This window comes from Hafnia sp. CBA7124, assembly GCF_002355555.1.
GTDB classification, from domain to species: domain Bacteria; phylum Pseudomonadota; class Gammaproteobacteria; order Enterobacterales; family Enterobacteriaceae; genus Hafnia; species Hafnia alvei.
This window is the reverse complement of sequence record NZ_AP017469.1, coordinates 1097411-1112585: the sequence shown is the minus strand read 5'-3', so window position 1 is coordinate 1112585 and position 15175 is coordinate 1097411. Positions and strand designations below refer to the sequence as shown.

The window sequence follows — 15175 nt, the reverse complement described above, 5'->3', positions numbered from 1 at the left end:
TTATAGATTGATTGTTATTTTTAAATTTTAAAAACTATTTTCTATACTGTAAATAACATTTCCACCACTGGTGATAAAATTGACATAAAAGAATTAATATATAATAAAATACATATACTTCAATAGATTAAATTCTGGCACAGCCATTGCTATATCCATTAGGACATTACCTAACCTAATGAGGCAACGAAGTATGGAACTGCGCGACAAAGGCTATAACACTAAAATCATCCATGCAGGACAGCATCCCGATGCAACAACCGGTGCGCTAGCCACCCCTATTTTTCAGACTTCTACATTCGTATTCGAAAACGCTAAACAAGGCGCCGCTAGGTTTGCCCTTGAGGAACCCGGATATATCTACACACGCCTTGGAAACCCAACGCAAACGGCTCTTGAGGAAAAAATTGCCATGTTAGAGGGAGGCGAAGCTGCGCTTGCCACCGCATCAGGGATGGCCGCTATTTCATCAACGCTGCTAACACTATGCGGACAAGGCGATCATATCGTTGCTTCTGAGGCAATATATGGTTGTACCCATGCGTTGTTATCGCACAGCATGCCTAAATTCGGGATAGAAGTTACTTTTGTCGATGCTGCCAATATAGAGAACATCAAAGCAGCAATAAAACCGAATACCAAAGTGATTTATATTGAAACTCCTGCCAATCCTACCTTATCCATTATCGATATCGAGCAAAGCGCCAAACTCGCTCATGCAAACGATGCATTATTAGTCGTCGATAACACGTTTATGTCACCCTATTGTCAAAACCCACTTAAATTTGGCGCAGATATCGTAGTTCACAGCGTGACTAAATATATTAATGGGCACGGCGATGTAATTGGTGGCGTGATCGTAGGCGACCAAGAATTCATCAATCAGGCGCGCTTTGTCGGCGTTAAAGATATAACAGGTGGCTGCATCAGTCCTTTCAACGCGTGGCTCACGCTACGTGGATTAAAAACATTGGCCGTGCGCATGGAGCGCCATTGTCAGAATGCCATGCAGGTGGCAAAATTTTTATCCTCGCATTCTGCCGTCACAAAGGTTTATTATCCCGGCCTGCCAGAACACCCAAACTATGAATTGGGCAAAAAACAGATGTCGAATTTTGGCGCTGTGATTAGCTTTGAAATCAAAGGGGGCGTTGAAGCGGGGCAAACAGTGATGGACTCCGTTGAGCTATGCCTGCTTGCAGTCAGCCTTGGCGATACTGAAACCTTGATTCAGCATCCAGCCTCTATGACGCATTCACCTATGTTACCAGAGGAAAGAATGAAAGCCGGTATTACCGATGGCCTAATAAGAATATCTGTAGGACTTGAAGATCCTGAAGATATCATCGCTGACCTCGAACAAGCCTTTAATAAGGCGATTTATTAACCTTTACTCATTTGTCCTCTAAGCAGCCACTGCCCCACACGATAGGGAAAACTTTCATCATGCCGTGGCTGCACATAGGGGAAACAGCCGAGTGCGCACATATAAAACAGATAGGCACCCGCTGCAATTTTGACTCTCTCGATTATTCAGACAGGAGTAACTCATGTCGACCATTGCTTCCCTAAGTGAAACAAAGCGGCAATACAAAAGCGTTCCTCTCACGGCCTATGACATTGGCTGGATATTACTGTGCATCGGCATGGCTATTGGGGCTGGAACCGTATTAGTTCCAGTACAAATCGGTTTGAAAGGTATTTGGGTATTTATTGTCGCATTTTTAATCGCCTACCCTGCTACTTACATGCTACAGAATCTTTATATGAAAACGCTCTCAGAGAGCGATATCTGTGAAGACTACTCCAACATTATCACCCAGTACCTTGGCAAAAACTGGGGCATAGCTCTGGGGATCATCTATTTCATCATGCTGGTCCACGGCATGTTTATCTATTCTATTTCAGTTATTTACGATAGTGCTTCATATTTAAAAACGTTTGGGGTAACGGATCAGATTCTGTCTAACTCTGCTGTATATAAACTCATCGTTTTTATGGTGCTAGTGTTTATTGCTTCTCGCGGTGAACGCTTGTTATTTAAAATATCAGGGCCGATGGTTGTCATAAAAGTGGGCATTATTATCCTACTCGGCTTAGTGATGATCCCTCACTGGGATTTGAATAATATTACCGCATTCCCTGAAATGGGTGTTTTTTGTCGAGACGTGTTGTTAACGGCTCCTTTTGCTTTCTTCTCTGCTGTGTTTGTACAAATCTTAAATCCAATGAACATTGCCTATAGAAAAAGAGAGAAGGATAAGCAGCTTGCCACTTATAAAGCCATCCGCGTACATCGCATTTCCTATATTATCCTTATTAGTATAATAATATTCTTTTCATTCTCTTTTACCTTCTCAATGAGCCACGAGCAGGCCGTAGAAGCCTTTAACTTGAATATTTCTGCTCTCGCCATGGCAGCAAAGGTTATCCCCGGAACGCTTGTCCACGTGATGACAACGCTGCTAAATATCTTCGCAGTATTAACAGCGTTCTTGGGTATCTATTTAGGTTTTCAAGAAGCCGTTAAAGGTATTTTAGTTAATATCATCCAACGGTTCATTCCAGAAGATAGAATCAACCATAAAGCGCTTGGGCTAGGCGTTTATATTTTTATTGTTCTGCTACTGTTTGCTTGGGTTTCTCTTGGTTTCTCCGTGGTGATCTTCTTCCATATCGGCAGCCCACTCTACGGCATCGTATCATGTTTAATCCCGTGTTATCTTGTCTATAAAGTTAAAAAACTACATAAATTCAAAGGAGTGCAAACATGGTGTGTGTTAGCGTTTGGCATACTGCTGGTCATATCACCTTTCCTTAAATTTTTCGAATAGCGGTTAGTCCATTCCAAAAATATCTCAGTATTGTGATGTCCGGCGGGTACCAAATCACTCGCCGGACAATCTGCAATTGCTCAACGACCAAACATTGTTACCATAGTCGCCATACATTTGACTCTGGTGGTTATCATGCTTACCGTTGGGTGGAATATAAAAACTATCGATCGCACAGCTATGATTGCTGATGTGATTAGTGAATTCAGAAACATGGATGTTTATATTGATTCAATGCACGTATCATCTTGTGAAATTTTCATTCGCTTTAGCATTCCCTCGGAAAAAAAACTTCAATACTTACTAGGTAATTTACTGATAAATAATGACATTTTAAGCATATATCCTGCTAATGGCGAACCGGCTACATCACCCTCTTCGCACTTTGCCCACATTGTTATTTCAAACTACGGCGTTATTAATGACTTTAACTCTAGCGCAGAAAAAGTGTTCAGCTTATTACGCCATGAAATGATTGGCAGAAATATATCTGCACTGATTGATTGGGAAGAAGTTAAAGATTTTCGCTGTGGGAAAGTCAGCACTAAAGAAATAGAAAACAAGATCACCGGGGAGATAATTAGCTGCACTATCCGCCCTGTATTACACAATAACAAAATTACGGGTGCCAATATTATTCTTGGTACGGCCAAGAATACATCTCTAATACATACACCCAAGAGTAAAAAGCTATCCTCTGATTTCGATGAACTCATCTACGCAAGCCCTATCATGGCTGACTGCTTAGCCGCAGCACGCAAAATAGCGCAAAGTAAATACACCGTCCTGATTCGGGGCGAAACAGGTACAGGCAAGGAGCTCATTGCACGATCTATTCACGACTCCAGCGAACGGCGGAACAATGCTTTTGAAGCGATAAACTGCGCAGCAATTCCTGAATCTTTAGTTGAAAGCGAACTGTTCGGCTACGAATACGGTGCTTTTAGCGGTGCACTTAAAGGCGGCAAGATGGGCTTGTTTGAAAGTGCCAATCACGGCACTGTTTTTCTTGATGAATTTGGTGAGCTTTCTCTTTCCCTTCAAAGCAAGCTACTACGAGTGCTGCAAGACGGAATGATTAAGCGCGTGGGAGGACTCAAGACACAGCATGTGAATGTGAGAGTGATCGTAGCCACCAACCAAAATCTAGAACACCTGATTGAACAGAAGCTGTTTCGCGAAGATCTCTATTATCGTGTCAATATTCTGCCTATCGTCATCCCGCCACTTAGAGATCGCAAAGAAGATATTCTTCCACTCGTCAGTTATTTTTTCCAAAAATACAGCCAAGAACTGGATAAAAAACTAACGCTGTTGCCCAGCGCTCTCGCCACGCTAACTGCGTACTCATGGCCAGGCAACGTACGTGAATTAAAGAATATCCTACTTAGAACCATGCTATTAGCAGAGAAACAAGAAATCGCGGGTACTGATATCCCACTGCCTGAAAATAAGCATCTAGAAGAACATATACACAATGGCAGCATTAAGGCGATGATAGAAAAACAAGAGCGCGACATTATTAGGAAATATCTTGTTTCGCTGGGTTCTGCGAGGAAGGTCGCAAGCCAAGTGGGGCTATCACACACCACGGTGCTCAATAAAATTAAGCAATATCATTTAGAGCATTTGCTGTCTCGCAACAAAAAATAGCTTCTTCGGAATTCATATGTTTTTTATTATAGTTATGTTTTATATGGATAAAATTCCTTTCCCCTTCAACTTAGGCTCCCAACATTTGCAGAATGAATTACTCTTATAACAATGGGGATATGAGTAATTTATTCACAACCAGAACTAAGCTCCCCAACTACCACAGCATCCAATTAAATATTATTATATCGCGAAGATGTTTATTATCACCATTTTATTTCGGCAGTCTGGTTTGCATTAAAATAATAATTGGTTAGCACCTCAAAGATTGGAAAGTTGACACTAGCAACTTTAAACCTTGATGATTCACCATAGAATATTCGTAAAGTTTATCTTTCCACGTCATTATCCTATATCTCTTCTCCTCCGTATCCGAAATAAAAAAATAACGTTAGAATAGAAAATATTACGGATATACACAGAAAGGATGCCCTAGTGATACTACTCTCAGCCTATAACGCCCCTTTTCTCTTTGCACTCGCGTTCATCATTTCACTTGGTGTATTAGAAATTCTATCGTTGTTAATAGGCGCTAGCGCATTTAGTCATATAGATTCCTCCATAGGAACTCATCTTGATCTCGCCACTGGGGATAACCTGTTAGTGCAGGCGCTGAGCTGGTTGCACATTGGCAAACTTCCGCTATTGGTTACGCTCGTTTTACTGCTGGGTAGCTTTGCTATTATTGGCATCAGCGGGCAATATTTAATGATTAGCCTGCTTCAAACACCGCTATCAGCAGGGTTAATGGCTCTGATTTCATTTGTACTATCGTTGCCTACTTTACATTTCATAGGGCGATGGCTCGCCCCATATCTCCCAAAAGATGAATCCTTTGCTGTGTCAGAAGATAGTTTTATTGGTTCAATGGCTCTCGTGACTCAATCAGCAGGCCAGCCAGGGATGTCAGCCGAATGCAAATTTATCGATGCCTACGGACAATCCCATTATTTTTTGATCGAACCAGAAAACTCAGACGTTATTTTTACCCGAGGAGAACGCGTACTCATTATTGCCCAAATATCGGCAGCGCGATTTTTAGCAAGTAAAAACCCTTGGCCTAATTTGCTGTAAACCTATATTACTTAATGATATCAAAAGGAAATATTATGTTTGAAATGGATAACATCCCTTATTGGGGATTTGTTTCATTTGGTGTATTAATCGTATTGTTGGTTATCGGGATTATTTTTTCTCGGCTCTATGAGCGCGCTTCAGCAGAGCAATCTTTTGTTAGAACCGGTTTAGGGGGGCTGAAAGTTGTCATGAGCGGAGGAGCTATCGTACTCCCTATATTTCATGAGCTTATTCACATCAATATGAATACCCTCAAGCTGGAAGTCAGTCGCTCTATGAAAGACAGCCTGATCACCAAAGATCGTATGCGAGTCGATGTGGTCGTCGCATTCTTTGTACGTGTAAAACCAACCATTGAAGGCATCGCAACCGCGGCACAGACGTTAGGACAAAGAACGCTGTCACCGGAAGATCTGCGCATCCTTATTGAAGACAAATTTGTAGATGCGCTGCGTGCAACGGCATCACAAATGACCATGCATGACCTCCAAGACACCCGTGAACACTTCGTTCAAGGTGTGCAAAATACGGTCGCTGAAGATTTAACTAAGAACGGCCTTGAGCTGGAAAGCGTTTCATTAACCAACTTTAACCAAACCTCAAAGGAGTTCTTCGATCCTAACAATGCGTTTGATGCTGAGGGCCTAACCAAGCTCACTCAGGAAACCGAACGCCGCCGCCGCGAACGTAATGAAGTTGAACAAGATATAGAAGTTGCCGTACGTGAAAAGAACCGCGATGCCATGTCACGTAAGCTAGAAATTGAGCAGCAAGAATCATTCATGACCTTTGACCAAGAGCAGCAGGTTAAAACCCGTAGCGCTGAGCAAAGCGCTAATATTGCCGTATTCGAGGCTGAACGTCGTCGAGAAGCGGAGCAGAGCCGTATTAGTACCGAACGCCAGATTCAGGAAGCAGAAATCGCACGAGAACAGGCTGTACGCACTCGCAAAGTTGAAGCTGAACGTGAAATTAGAATAAAAGAAATTGAACAACAACAAGTTACCGAAATTGCTGCACAGGACAAAGATATTGCTATTGCCAGTAAATCAGAACAGCAATCTCAAGCTCAGGCAAGAGCAAACGATGCATTAGCCGAGGCAGTACGAGCCGAAGAGCATGTGGTGACAACTAGAGAAACGGCCGAGGCAGATCGTGCCAAGCAGGTTGCGCTAATCGTTGCTAAACAATCAGCAGAAACTGAAGCCGTACAGCTAACGCTAAAAGCTCAAGCCGAGAAGGAAGCGGCAGAGCTGCAAGCATCCGCCATCATTAAACTTGCTGAAGCAACATTGAAAAAAGGACTTGCTGAAGCTGAAGCTCAGAGGGCGTTAAATGATGCGGTTAATATACTGTCTGATAATCAGACCAGCTTAAAATTCAAACTGGCGCTATTACAGTCCTTGCCTAGCATCATTGAAAAATCCGTTGAGCCAATGAAATCTATCGACGGAATCAAAATAATCCAGGTTGACGGTTTAAACCGTAATGGTCCAGCTACAGCCGGTAGTTCGTCAGAACCAAACAGCAATGGCGGCAGCGGCAATCTCGCGGAACAAGCCATGACGGCCGCGTTATCCTACCGTACACATGCGCCGATTGTAGACTCCTTGCTCAAAGAAGTCGGCCTTTCGGGTGGTTCATTAGCTGCGCTCACCGCGGCATTACCCAACACGCTTGGTCATGCAGATCTGACGGCGACTGAACATCCAGTACAAGAAAATATATCGGTTGTTGGCAACGAAAACGCTCCGCTACCTGCTTAAGCTATTTTCTGCACACCGAGGCCGTGCCACGTGCTTATCAGTAGCATATTGAGAAAAGAGTCTGATACGGCCTAAACTGAATTCGAGTAACCCATTGGCCTTACGCAGGTTTGAAAAAACTTGCTAGGGCTTTTAGGTGAACGTTAGAACAAACCACTAATTTGGGACACCCGCCGCCACACCATGCAGAATGGATAAATGAAAGGACTAAAAACGACGATAGGAATTTTGTTAACTTAGCTTACAGTTTGACTAGTGATTGAGAATTAAATGCGAGGATTACTTATAACTTATTGATTTTAATGGTACGCCCTACAGGATTCGAACCTGTGACCTACGGCTTAGAAGGCCGTTGCTCTATCCAACTGAGCTAAGGGCGCACTGAGACGGTAGAGCTGTTGCTCTCTGTCGGGTCGTGCAGCGGATTTGGATTATACGGTCAGCACGGTTTGAGTCAATGTCTTTTGTCCGTTTGATCATCCACTTGGTTATTTTATGGTTATTCTTTGCCTGACAGCACGCTTTGCATCTGACACAATAGAAGCCCTCCCCCGCTTGAACAATATTGATGGATTTCGTCACTGATGGCAGCAAAGATTATTGATGGTAAAACGATTGCGCAGCAGGTTAGAAGCGAGATGGCTGTGCGCGTAGAACAACGTTTGGCTGAGGGGAAACGCGCCCCTGGGCTGGCAGTAATATTAGTAGGCGAAAACCCTGCCTCGCAGATTTACGTCGGCAGCAAACGCCGCGCATGTGAAGAAGTCGGTATCATCTCAAAATCTTACGATCTGCCGATTTCCACCAGCGAAGAGCAGCTATTAAGTTTGATCGATGACCTCAACGCCGATAACACTATCGACGGTATTCTGGTTCAGCTTCCGCTGCCTGCCGGTATTGACAACGTGAAAGTGCTGGAAAGAATCAGCCCAGATAAAGACGTCGATGGCTTCCATCCTTATAACGTTGGTCGTTTATGCCAGCGTTCACCAAAGCTCCGCCCATGCACTCCTCGCGGCATTATCACTATGCTAGAACGCTGCGAAATCAACACCTATGGCTTGAATGCAGTGGTCGTTGGTGCATCGAATATTGTGGGTCGTCCTATGGGACTTGAGCTGCTGTTAGCCGGTTGCACCACCACCATTACTCATCGCTTTACCAAGGATTTGCAAAAGCACGTTGAAAATGCCGATTTGGTCGTGGTTGCAGTGGGTAAACCAGGCTTTATTCCCGGTGCATGGATCAAACCAGGCGCCGTGGTGATCGATGTAGGGATCAATCGTTTAGCCAGTGGGAAAGTCGTTGGCGACGTTGAGTTTGATGTAGCCGTTGAGCGCGCGGGTTGGATCACGCCGGTACCGGGTGGCGTTGGACCAATGACCGTAGCAACGCTGATTCAAAATACCCTGCAAGCCTGCGAAGAGTTTCACGATATTTAAGCAGCAAACCACTCTCAATATAAGCCAGTCATTGACTGGCTTTATTCATTTATAGCGGTTGACCACGCGGCAAGATAATTCTTAGTCTCACCTCATTTCCTTGTAGATATACGATTCCAGCCTATAGTTAGTTATTACACATCAGCGATTGAGTCGTGAACTCGTTAATCTCAGTTGTTCCATTAACGTTCATAAACATCATGCCGTTCAATCACCTATCTCGGAGAATATCCAACTCGTCTTCGTCAACATGATCTATACCGATAAGGAGCCATCATGCCATACCAGACAATCAACCCTTATACCGACAAACTCATCAAAGAATATCCGCAGCACGACGATAAATATGTCGAATCCGCTTTAGCAACCGCGCACAAACTCTATAAATCAGACTGGGCACAAGGCGATATATCTCAACGTCTTAACGTTCTTAGCAAGCTGTCTGAGCTATTTACCCAACACGAGGAAGAACTGGCAAAAACGATCAGCCAAGAAATGGGTAAACTGATTGAACAGAGCCGTGGGGAAGTTAAGATTTGCGCCGCAATCGCCCAATATTATGCAGATAACGCTAAAGCGTTCCTCAAACCGGTCAAATACCCTTCATCACTCGGTGACGCATGGGTTGAACATCATCCCATTGGCATCATCATGGCCGTTGAGCCTTGGAATTTCCCGTTCTACCAGCTTATGCGTGTATTAGCCCCGAATATGGCCGTTGGTAACAGCGTGATGGTGAAACACGCTAGCATCGTCCCCCACTGCGCAGAAACCTTCGAACGGATGGTCTCTCAGGCTGGTGCCCCTAAAGGTGCCTATACCAATCTGTTCATCTCTCAGGATCAAGTTGCCAGCATTATCGATGACGATCGTGTCAGCGGCGTTGCGCTTACCGGTTCCGAACAAGCGGGTAGCGTGGTGGCTGCACAGGCGGCCAAGAACCTTAAAAAATCCACCATGGAACTTGGTGGGAATGACGTATTTGTGGTTCTTGATGATTGCGACCTCGACAAGGCGATAAAAGTAGGCGCTCAGGCTCGCCTGCAAAATGCGGGTCAGGTGTGTACCGCTGCCAAACGCTTTATTATTCATGAAAAGATTGCTGATAAGTTTCTTGCTGGTTTTACCAAAGAGCTGGAATCTGTAAAAATGGGCGATCCACTCGATCCGAGCACTACATTGGGGCCGTTGTCGTCTAAAAGCGCATTGCAGAACTTGGTTAAGCAGGTTGATAAAGCAGTCAAAAACGGCGCAAAAGCCACGTTAGGCGGCAAGACGGTGGATAAACAAGGCTATTTCTATCCACCAACAATCCTCACCGATATTAAGCGTGATAACCCAGCCTATTTCGAAGAGTTCTTTGGCCCAGTCGCCATGGTATTCGTTGTGAAGAGTGACGATGAAGCCATCAGCTTGGCGAACGATTCACACTACGGGCTGGGTGGTGCCATCTTCACAGGCAACATTGAACGCGGCAAAAAAATGGCCTCACGCATTGAGACCGGCATGGTATTTATCAATACCTTGAGCGGTACTGCGCCAGAACTGCCGTTTGGTGGTGTAAAACGTTCAGGCTATGGTCACGAGCTAGCCGATCTTGGGATTAAAGAGTTCACGAACCAAAAACTGGTGGTTGTGGCTTAACTTATTCTTGGGGTTAGTTCTCTGCGGGTGTGCAACGCACCCGCACTTCGTAGATTAGCTATGCGCCATCGCGCGCAAACTGGCATAATAGCGTATTGCCCGCCGTATATTGATAGTCATATATTGGCTGTATGATGGCTACGGCATCTCGAACGAATCACTCCCAAAGAATAAAGAGATAACACCATGGAAATCTTCCATCTGGAAAACCATCCGCACGTTGAACTGTGCGATCTGCTGAAACTACAAGGCTGGAATGACAGCGGCGCGGCGGCAAAAAACGCCATTGCTGACGGCTATGTGAAAGTTGATGGGAAGATCGAAACCCGCAAACGCTGCAAAATTCTTGACGGCCAGACGGTGACTTATAACGGTCAGAGCGTGCAGGTCAAAGCGTAACTTCTATTATGCTTGATATGAAAAAGCCGGCGGATAAGCCGGCTTTTTTATTGGGTAAATCTAACGCCTTACTTACGACGCCAAGTCGTCCCCTGCGGGCCGTCTTCGAGCACAATGCCTAGCTCATTCAGTTGATCGCGCGCCGAATCGGCCATCGCCCAATCTTTTGCCGCACGAGCATCGTTACGCTGCTTGATCAACGCTTCAATTTTGGCCACATCACCATCGTCACCTTGCGCACCGCTTTGCAAGAATACTTCAGGATCTTGCTCCAGCAGGCCAAGGATTTTCGCTAGCTTACGTAGCTCTGCCGCCATGGCATTAGCCAGCGCCATATCTTCTGATTTCAGGCGATTAACTTCACGCGCCAAATCAAACAGCGCAGAATACGCTTCTGGCGTGTTGAAATCGTCATCCATCGCTTCACGAAAACGGGCTTCAAAGACCTTGCCACCGGCTGGCTCAGCGTGAGGATCGGTGCCACGCAGCGCGGTATACAGACGTTCCAAAGCAGAACGTGCTTGCTTCAGGTTCTCTTCGCTATAGTTCAGTTGGCTACGATAGTGCCCTGACATCAGGAAGTAACGCACGGTTTCAGCATCATAGTGCTGCAACACATCACGAATAGTGAAGAAGTTGCCCAGCGATTTCGACATCTTCTCGCGGTCAATCATCACCATACCGGAGTGCATCCAGTAGTTCACATAGGGACCGTCGTGTGCACAGCTTGATTGCGCAATTTCATTCTCGTGGTGCGGGAACATCAGGTCAGAACCACCACCGTGAATATCGAAATGTGCACCCAACTGTTTGCAGTTCATGGCTGAACATTCAATATGCCATCCAGGACGACCAGGGCCCCAAGGAGACTCCCAGTTTGGCTCACCCGGTTTCGACATTTTCCACAGTACGAAGTCCATCGGATTGCGTTTCACGTCGGCAATTTCAACGCGAGCGCCTGCCTGCAGCTGATCCAGATCCTGTCGAGACAGCAAGCCATAGTCCGGATCGGTATCAACAGCAAACATCACATCGCCGTTGCTGGCAACGTAAGCGTGGCCGCGCTCAATCAGCAATTCTACGATTTCAATAATCTCAGGAATATGGTGCGTCGCACGTGGCTCAAGATCGGGACGCGCGATATTCAGCGAGTCGAAATCTTTGTGCATTTCCGCCAGCATACGCTCGGTCAACTGCTCGCAGGTTTCGCCATTCTCCACCGCACGCTTGATGATTTTGTCATCTACGTCCGTCACGTTGCGCACATATTTAAGGTTGTAGCCTAAATAGCGTAGATAACGCGCCACCACATCAAAAGAAACGAATGTACGGCCATGACCGATGTGACACAGATCGTAAATGGTTACCCCACACACATACATACCGACTTCACCGGCGTGAATAGGTTTGAATTCCTCTTTTTGACGACTGAGTGTGTTAAAAATCTTTAGCATCGGGGCATCCGTGATGTTTGACATAATATTAGGTGTATTGAACCGCGAAGAAAGGCCGTTTGCAAGAATAACCCCTATTTTCACCCGTTTGGGTACCGATTTCCTGTGTTCTTCTTTGTGCTCTTTCACGTTTTCGATTTTCACAGAGTTTTGCAGCCCAAGGGGTATTTCCGTTATCGTAGTGATGTACCGTTAAGAAAGGCGATACGCTAACTGCGACAAAAGGGTGTCAGCGCCCTGCGCATCGGCTACAATCGCATTCTTTCGTCCTCTACATCAAAAAAACAGGATTATTGATATGGTTACTTTCCACACCAACCACGGTGACATCGTCATCAAAACTTTTGACGACAAAGCACCGGCTACCGTTGCCAACTTCCTGGAATATTGCCGTGAAGGTTTCTACGACAACACCATCTTCCACCGTGTTATCAACAGCTTCATGATTCAGGGCGGCGGCTTCGAACCTGGCATGAAACAAAAAGAAACCAAAGCTCCGATCAAAAACGAAGCGAACAACGGTTTGAAAAACACCCGTGGCACGCTAGCAATGGCGCGTACCAACGACCCACATTCAGCAACTGCGCAGTTCTTCATTAACGTGGTTGATAACGATTTCCTGAACTTCCGTTCAGAACGTCCAGACGGTTGGGGCTATGCCGTCTTTGCCGAAGTCGTTGAAGGCTTAGACGTAGTAGACAAAATCAAAGCAGTCTCTACTGGCCGTAGCGGCATGCACCAAGATGTTCCACGTGAAGACGTGATCATCAAAAGCGTCACCGTAAGCGAATAATCGCTTTCTTGATGCGTACGCTATTTATTGCAGATTTGCATCTTAGCGAACAGGAACCGGCGATTACCGCCGGTTTTCTGCGTTTTTTACAGCGCGATGCCTATCAGGCTGAGGCTTTGTATATTCTCGGTGACTTTTTTGAATACTGGATTGGCGACGACGATCCACAACTGCTGCACCGTGAAATCGCCGAAGCACTACGCGATCTAACGGCTTCTGGCGTACCGTGCTATTTCATTCACGGCAACCGTGATTTCTTGATAGGTAAACGTTTCGCGCAGGAATGCGGTATGACGTTACTTCCTCAAGAAACATTGTTAACACTTTATGGACACCGCATTCTCATCATGCACGGTGATACGCTGTGTATCGACGATAAAGACTACCAGCGCTACCGCCGTAAAGTGCACAATCCGCTTATTCAAACGTTGTTCTTATGGCTACCTCTGCGTACACGCTTAAATATCGCGGCCAAAATGCGCGATCGCAGCCAGATGACCAACGGTGATAAATCTGACGCCATCATGGACGTCAATCCACATGCGGTTATAGAAGCGTTAGAGAGAAATCAGGCCGAGTGGCTGATTCATGGGCATACTCACCGCCCAGCGATTCATGATATCTCCATGCCGGACGGTAAGCTTGCAAAACGGGCCGTACTGGGCGCATGGCACTATCAAGGATCGATGATAAGCGTTACGCCCGCAGGTATTGAACTGATTGAGTTCCCTTTCTAAAAGCGCCTCAAACTGACGCTAGTATTCGTTGCCCACGACGCGGCTACGATAGCTTTCCCAATCAAAATTAACCCATAAACTGTTACCTAAGCTCATGCGATCCATCACGCGTTCGCCGAGCAACGTATTCATGCTCTGCACATTTAGGTTAGACAGCATACCGGTTGGTCGTTTAGACGATGAGCGACGGTCGACAATTTGATTGATGATCACTTTTTCATAGCGAGATTCGGTCTGTACGCCAATTTCATCAATAACCAGCAAATCCACCGCGCTAAGATCCTCTAACAGGCGTTCTTCGGTGGTATCACTGTTGCCACTGAACGTCCCCTTCATGCTTGACATCAAATCCGCCACGGTGACAATTAGCACTGACTTATTGCGTAAAATCAGATCGTTGCCAATGGCCGCGGCCAGATGGTTTTTTCCTGTGCCGGGCTTACCAGAAAACACAAAGCTTGCGATATTACCGTCAAATTCAGCAGCATATTGGCGAGCACGCTCCAACGCGATGCGCTGCCCTTCGCACTCCACACGATAATTATCAAAAGAACAGTTCATATGCAGGGGGCGAATGCCAGAGCGCTTGAAAACGCGCTGCATTTTCATTGCCTGATTCTCACGCGAAATGGCTTCTGAGCGTTTACGCCCTTCTTCTTCCTGCCAAACACGCCATTCCTCAGCGTTGGTAAACTTTGGCTCAACGTGAGCAGGCATCATTTTCTTCAATCTCTGCATCAGGTTCATGCTAGCGGCGTCTTTCATCATTAACCTCTGAAACCTTTAGGGATGGAATAATCTTGTTCGCCTATGTCATTGATATCGCGTTTTGGCTGACCACCGTTGCTCATGCGATTTTGCTGCACGCTGCGTGCGAGTTTCTGCTGCCATTGCACATGATGGAAGGCTTTCCCCTCCGCCTGCCAATAGGCAACAAAGGAGGCCAATTCGGTTGGAGTCACCGGTGAGGTCAAAATGCACCCCCACATTGCCGCCATGCGCAAAAAGTCAGCGTCGGGCTGCCATCCAGCGTACATCACAAATTTGCCTAACGGCGTTGGAATATTCTGTGCGACAGGCGCGGCAACGTCATGGCTAAAATCATCATTAAACAGAGATTCTTCAAGAGTGACATCTGAATTTGCGCGGCCAGCCGCTTCCTCAATGGCCAACAGCTCAGCCATTCTCTCAGGCGTCACGGCGTAAAAAATTGGCATGTTGTTATCGAGCACAGTCATTACTCCGCGATCGCCGGATTTTAATGCCGTCGCTGGATCGCGGCTAAATGAATCTAAGCTCGTAATGGAGGAGGCCAAAATTTTGACAGACATGTTTTCTTTTTACTCTGATGAAGTGTGAACTGATAAAGCTAACAA

13 protein-coding genes and 1 tRNA gene are annotated in these 15175 nt (G+C 45.8%); 10 read left to right on the top strand and 4 right to left on the bottom strand.

The window, feature by feature from the left end:
* Positions 1-193: 193 nt before the first annotated feature.
* From megL to CPY98_RS05140, 5 genes are all read left to right on the top strand, one after another.
* Positions 194-1387: a methionine gamma-lyase gene (gene megL, locus CPY98_RS05160; RefSeq protein ID WP_025800585.1), complete on the top strand. Its 1194-nt coding sequence runs from the start codon at positions 194-196 to the stop codon at positions 1385-1387.
* A gap of 163 nt (positions 1388-1550) precedes the next feature.
* Complete coding sequence (locus tag CPY98_RS05155; protein WP_096386623.1) at positions 1551-2834, top strand: amino acid permease; 1284 nt, start codon at positions 1551-1553, stop codon at positions 2832-2834.
* A gap of 135 nt (positions 2835-2969) precedes the next feature.
* Positions 2970-4487: a sigma-54-dependent Fis family transcriptional regulator gene (locus tag CPY98_RS05150; RefSeq protein WP_226930114.1), complete on the top strand. Its 1518-nt coding sequence runs from the start codon at positions 2970-2972 to the stop codon at positions 4485-4487.
* A 435-nt stretch (positions 4488-4922) separates the two neighbouring features.
* Positions 4923-5561: an OB-fold-containig protein gene (locus CPY98_RS05145; protein WP_096386620.1), complete on the top strand. Its 639-nt coding sequence runs from the start codon at positions 4923-4925 to the stop codon at positions 5559-5561.
* Positions 5562-5596: 35 nt separating this feature from the next.
* Positions 5597-7330: a flotillin family protein gene (locus CPY98_RS05140; RefSeq protein ID WP_096386618.1), complete on the top strand. Its 1734-nt coding sequence runs from the start codon at positions 5597-5599 to the stop codon at positions 7328-7330.
* A gap of 303 nt (positions 7331-7633) precedes the next feature.
* Here CPY98_RS05140 and CPY98_RS05135 read toward each other — a convergent pair.
* Positions 7634-7710: transfer RNA gene (locus CPY98_RS05135), tRNA-Arg, on the bottom strand.
* Between the two features lie 204 nt (positions 7711-7914).
* Here CPY98_RS05135 and folD point away from each other — a divergent pair.
* The 3 genes from folD to ybcJ all read left to right on the top strand — a co-directional run bounded on the left by folD (position 7915) and on the right by ybcJ (position 10815).
* Positions 7915-8772 (top strand): bifunctional methylenetetrahydrofolate dehydrogenase/methenyltetrahydrofolate cyclohydrolase FolD, encoded by an 858-nt coding sequence (gene folD, locus CPY98_RS05130; protein WP_025800582.1) that lies wholly within the window; start codon positions 7915-7917, stop codon positions 8770-8772.
* Positions 8773-9048: 276 nt separating this feature from the next.
* Positions 9049-10416, top strand: a complete 1368-nt coding sequence (locus tag CPY98_RS05125; protein ID WP_043491561.1) for an NAD-dependent succinate-semialdehyde dehydrogenase — start codon at positions 9049-9051, stop codon at positions 10414-10416.
* A gap of 186 nt (positions 10417-10602) precedes the next feature.
* The gene (gene ybcJ, locus CPY98_RS05120; protein WP_025800580.1) at positions 10603-10815 is read left to right on the top strand and encodes a ribosome-associated protein YbcJ; all 213 of its coding nucleotides are present in this window, start codon (positions 10603-10605) and stop codon (positions 10813-10815) included.
* 68 nt (positions 10816-10883) lie between these two features.
* Here ybcJ and cysS read toward each other — a convergent pair whose 3' ends face one another.
* On the bottom strand, positions 10884-12269 hold the full coding sequence (gene cysS, locus CPY98_RS05115) for a cysteine--tRNA ligase (RefSeq protein ID WP_096386614.1): 1386 nt from the start codon (positions 12267-12269) through the stop codon (positions 10884-10886).
* 298 nt (positions 12270-12567) lie between these two features.
* Between cysS and ppiB the strand changes: the two genes are divergently transcribed.
* Complete coding sequence (ppiB, locus tag CPY98_RS05110; protein ID WP_004847094.1) at positions 12568-13062, top strand: peptidylprolyl isomerase B; 495 nt, start codon at positions 12568-12570, stop codon at positions 13060-13062.
* 11 nt (positions 13063-13073) lie between these two features.
* Entirely contained in the window at positions 13074-13799 is a 726-nt protein-coding gene (locus CPY98_RS05105) for a UDP-2,3-diacylglucosamine diphosphatase (protein ID WP_096386611.1), read from the top strand.
* Between the two features lie 18 nt (positions 13800-13817).
* Here CPY98_RS05105 and dnaC read toward each other — a convergent pair whose 3' ends face one another.
* A complete protein-coding gene (gene dnaC, locus CPY98_RS05100) occupies positions 13818-14546 on the bottom strand; it encodes a DNA replication protein DnaC (protein WP_369828314.1) in 729 nt (242 codons plus the stop codon).
* Between the two features lie 20 nt (positions 14547-14566).
* Positions 14567-15130 carry a primosomal protein DnaT gene (gene dnaT / locus CPY98_RS05095; RefSeq protein ID WP_043491554.1) on the bottom strand — a complete coding sequence of 188 codons (564 nt, stop codon included), beginning with the start codon at positions 15128-15130 and terminating at the stop codon, positions 14567-14569.
* Between the last annotated feature and the right edge of the window lie 45 nt (positions 15131-15175).

Excerpts from the sequence above, each read along its gene's own strand:
- CPY98_RS05105 (WP_096386611.1), top strand. The coding sequence starts at position 13,074 with ATGCGTACGCTATTTATTGCAGATTTGCATCTTAGCGAACAGGAACCG.
- CPY98_RS05125 (WP_043491561.1), top strand. The coding sequence starts at position 9,049 with ATGCCATACCAGACAATCAACCCTTATACCGACAAACTCATCAAAGAA.
- CPY98_RS05150 (WP_226930114.1), top strand. The coding sequence starts at position 2,970 with ATGCTTACCGTTGGGTGGAATATAAAAACTATCGATCGCACAGCTATG.
- ppiB (WP_004847094.1), top strand. The coding sequence starts at position 12,568 with ATGGTTACTTTCCACACCAACCACGGTGACATCGTCATCAAAACTTTT.
- CPY98_RS05155 (WP_096386623.1), top strand. The coding sequence starts at position 1,551 with ATGTCGACCATTGCTTCCCTAAGTGAAACAAAGCGGCAATACAAAAGC.
- cysS (WP_096386614.1), bottom strand. The coding sequence starts at position 12,269 with ATGCTAAAGATTTTTAACACACTCAGTCGTCAAAAAGAGGAATTCAAA.
- dnaT (WP_043491554.1), bottom strand. The coding sequence starts at position 15,130 with ATGTCTGTCAAAATTTTGGCCTCCTCCATTACGAGCTTAGATTCATTT.
- CPY98_RS05140 (WP_096386618.1), top strand. The coding sequence starts at position 5,597 with ATGTTTGAAATGGATAACATCCCTTATTGGGGATTTGTTTCATTTGGT.
- megL (WP_025800585.1), top strand. The coding sequence starts at position 194 with ATGGAACTGCGCGACAAAGGCTATAACACTAAAATCATCCATGCAGGA.
- ybcJ (WP_025800580.1), top strand. The coding sequence starts at position 10,603 with ATGGAAATCTTCCATCTGGAAAACCATCCGCACGTTGAACTGTGCGAT.
- dnaC (WP_369828314.1), bottom strand. The coding sequence starts at position 14,546 with ATGAACCTGATGCAGAGATTGAAGAAAATGATGCCTGCTCACGTTGAG.
- folD (WP_025800582.1), top strand. The coding sequence starts at position 7,915 with ATGGCAGCAAAGATTATTGATGGTAAAACGATTGCGCAGCAGGTTAGA.